Below are 3,086 nucleotides of genomic sequence, written 5' to 3'. Positions count from 1 at the left end.
CCGCGCCGGCGCATCAGGGTTTGTGATGCGCTCTAGAAGCAGTTCTGCTGCAGCGCGCCCCATATCCTCTCCAGGCTGACCTACCGTGCTGATCGGGATGGAGCTTTCGGAGGCGAAGTGGTTATTGTCGTATCCCGTGATCGCAATGTCGTCAGGCACACTGAAGCCCTCGGTCTCGGAGAGCACCTGGGTGAGGCCGATGGCGAGAAGGTCCGAGGCCGCGACGATTGCGTCGTAAGAGCTCTTCCCCCGTCCGATGATCACGCGGGCGGCATCCCGGCCATGCCGGATGTTCAGACCGCCGGTGGGGAGATGCTCGAAGGTCGCGTCGACCACGCCGGCCACTGCGTCGGAGGCTCCGGTGAAGCGGTCGCGCACCGCGCCGAGGATGAGGGGGCCGCCGACGAAGAGGACCCGTCGGCGACCGAGCTCGAGGAGGTGCGTGGCCGCCAGCTCGCCACCCCGGCGTTCGTCGACGGCGACGGCAGGAATGCGCTGGAATTCGGGCGCGAAGTTCACGAAGACAGTGGGCGTAGACCGAAGCGGCAGGACCTCGGAGTGCGCGAGGGGCGTATCGAGCGGGGCGAGGAGGATGCCGGCGACGCGCGCCTGCTCGAACAATTCGAGGTTGCGCACCTCCCGGTCGCGTTCGACGTCGGAGTTGGCGATGAGCACGTTCATCCCGCGTCGGCGCATGGCGTGTTCGGCGCCGCGGGCGATGTCGACGAAGAAGGAGTTGCCGAGGTCTGCGAGGACAAGTCCGATGGTCGTGCTGCTGCCCGCGGCGAGTGATCGGGCGGCGTCGTTGCGTACGAATCCGAGCTCCGCGATCGAGGCCATCACCTTGCGACGGGTGCGCTCGGACACCTTGCCGGGGTTGTTGAGCGTGTTGGAGACCGTGCCGATGGCGACCCCGGCATGTTTGGCCACATCGCTCATGCTCGGCTGGAGACGCGCAGCACTGCGTCGATCGGTTGCGATGGGGACCCCTCCTCGGGTTCACGGCTTCGTCCTGCAGTATCCCGCGCACTTTACCAGACGTCTCTCTTGAAGCGTTTCAGATTCTTGTCGCGGCTTATTGACCTACTCGCGAGAGTGTGGCATCCTCTCCACTTGAAGCGCTTCAAGATGAAGCTCTCACATTCAAGGAGGAATTGTGGCCACAGCAAAGAGGCGGCTCCGTCGCCTGGCCCCCGTGCTTGCGATCATCGGTGCCGGTGCGCTCGCCCTGACCGCGTGCAGCGGATCGACCGGCAGCACCGGCGGCGCCGGAGCAGCCAAGTTCTCGTACTTCGGTCAGACCGAGAACACGACCATCGCCGGGACGCTCAAGACCCTTTCGGGCGCACAGTGCGCGCCCGAGAACAAGACGACCCCACTGACCACCGACAGCTCGGCAGGCGCGCAGTACGACCAGAAGCTGCAGCTGCTGTCGGGCCAGAACGCGCTGTCGAACATGCAGATGTCCGCGGGCACGCCGGATCTGATGAAGCAGTTCATCAAGGGCAAGCAGATCCAGGATGTCTCGGCCCTGCTGAAGAAGGCCGGCCTGACTGACAAGATCCTCCCCGCCGCAGCCTCGACGATCGAGAGCCTGTACGGCGAGAAGGACATGTACGCGCTGCCGACTGAGTTCAACATCGAGGGCTTCTGGTACAACAAGAAGATCCTGGCCGACAACGGCATCACGACTCCGCCGGCCACCTGGGACGAGCTGGTCGCGGATGCCGCGAAGCTGAAGTCCGCAGGCGTGCAGCCGTTCGTCGCGGACGGCAAGGACGGCTGGCCGATCACCCGGCTCGTCGGCGACTACATCTTCCGCGACCTCGGCCCCGACGCCCTCGACAAGGTCGCCGACGGCAAGGCGAAGCTCACCGACCCCGAATACGTCAAGGCCGCCGACGCCGTCGCCGCGCTCGGCAAGGCCGGCTACTTCGGCAACGCGGTCGGCTCTGTCGACTACAACGGCGCGATGAACCAGTTCCTCACCGGCAAGGGCGCCTTCTTCTACATGGGAAGCTGGGCCACCGCGAACTTCGCAGACAAGACCCAGAACAAGATCGGCGAGGACAACATCGGCTACGCGCCGTTCCCGGCAGTGACCGGTGGCAAGGGCTCCATCGACCAGGTTCCGGCGAACGTCGGCGTGCCGGTCATGTTCGGCACGAAGGACTGGGGCACCAACCAGGATGCCTGGTTCAAGTGCATCGTCAACAACTACGGCGACACCGTCCTCAAGGACAGCGGCGTTGTCTCCGGCTTCCAGGTCTCGGACGCCGCGGCCGCATCGGTCACCTCCCCGACGGTGAAGATCGTGCAGAACACGATCAAGACGGCCAACTCCAGCGTGCTCTGGTTCGAGGCGAAGTTCACGTCCAAGGGCACCACCGTCAGCCAGACCAACGGCGGCGGACTGGGCAGCGGCACGCTGAGCGGTTCGCAGTTCATGAACCTCGTGCAGGCAGCCAACGACGCCGGCTAAGCCTTGTGCGGTGCGGGGGCACCCCTGCCCCCGCACCGCCATCTGCCTGCCGCGATTGAAAGAGAAACATCATGCACAGAGTGCTCGGCGACAAGCGCGCCATCTTCACCCTGCTGGGCCCGTCCCTGCTCGTCTACACGTTGATCATGCTCGTGCCGATCGTGTGGTCGCTGTTCTATACCGTGCAGACGGGCAACCCGATCACCGGGTTCGAGTTCGTCGGCTTCAAGAACTTCACCGCGTTCTTCACCGATCCCGCCGCGTGGCAGGCGGTGCTGTTCACGATCAAGTACGCCCTCGTGCTCACCGTGCTGCAGGTCGGCGTCGGGTACGGCCTGTCGCTCATGTACGTGTTCTGGATCCGCAAGGGGTCCGCCCTCATCCGCACGATCATGTTCTTCCCGATCGTGCTGCCGACGGTCGCGATCGCACTGCTGTTCCAGAAGCTGTTCGAAGCGGCCCCCACCGTCGGACCGGTCAACGCCCTCATCGAGTTCTTCGGCGGGCACCCCGTCGACTGGTTCGGCACACCCGCCGCGGCGTTCTGGATCATCATCCTGATGGACCTCTGGCGATCGATGGGCTTCTACGCCGTGCTGCTGTA

3 protein-coding genes are annotated in these 3,086 nt (G+C 64.8%); 2 read left to right on the top strand and 1 reads right to left on the bottom strand.

Translation table 11 applies throughout. From position 1 onward, the window contains the following. Positions 1 to 939: LacI family DNA-binding transcriptional regulator (locus VJR25_RS00595; RefSeq protein ID WP_324111452.1), on the bottom strand; the 939-nt coding region annotated here is incomplete at its 3' end. A gap of 217 nt (positions 940 to 1,156) precedes the next feature. Between VJR25_RS00595 and VJR25_RS00590 the strand changes: the two genes are divergently transcribed. Further along, positions 1,157 to 2,482: an ABC transporter substrate-binding protein gene (locus VJR25_RS00590; protein ID WP_324111450.1), complete on the top strand. Its 1,326-nt coding sequence runs from the start codon at positions 1,157 to 1,159 to the stop codon at positions 2,480 to 2,482. 71 nt (positions 2,483 to 2,553) lie between these two features. Beyond that, the coding region (locus VJR25_RS00585; protein WP_324111447.1) for a sugar ABC transporter permease at positions 2,554 to 3,086 on the top strand (533 nt) is incomplete at its 3' end.

Origin of the sequence: Microbacterium sp. (assembly GCF_035277845.1) — a bacterium.
Taxonomy (GTDB): Bacteria; Actinomycetota; Actinomycetes; order Actinomycetales; family Microbacteriaceae; genus Microbacterium.
Note: the sequence above shows the minus strand (reverse complement) of the source record. Positions and strands in the feature narration are given on the sequence as shown.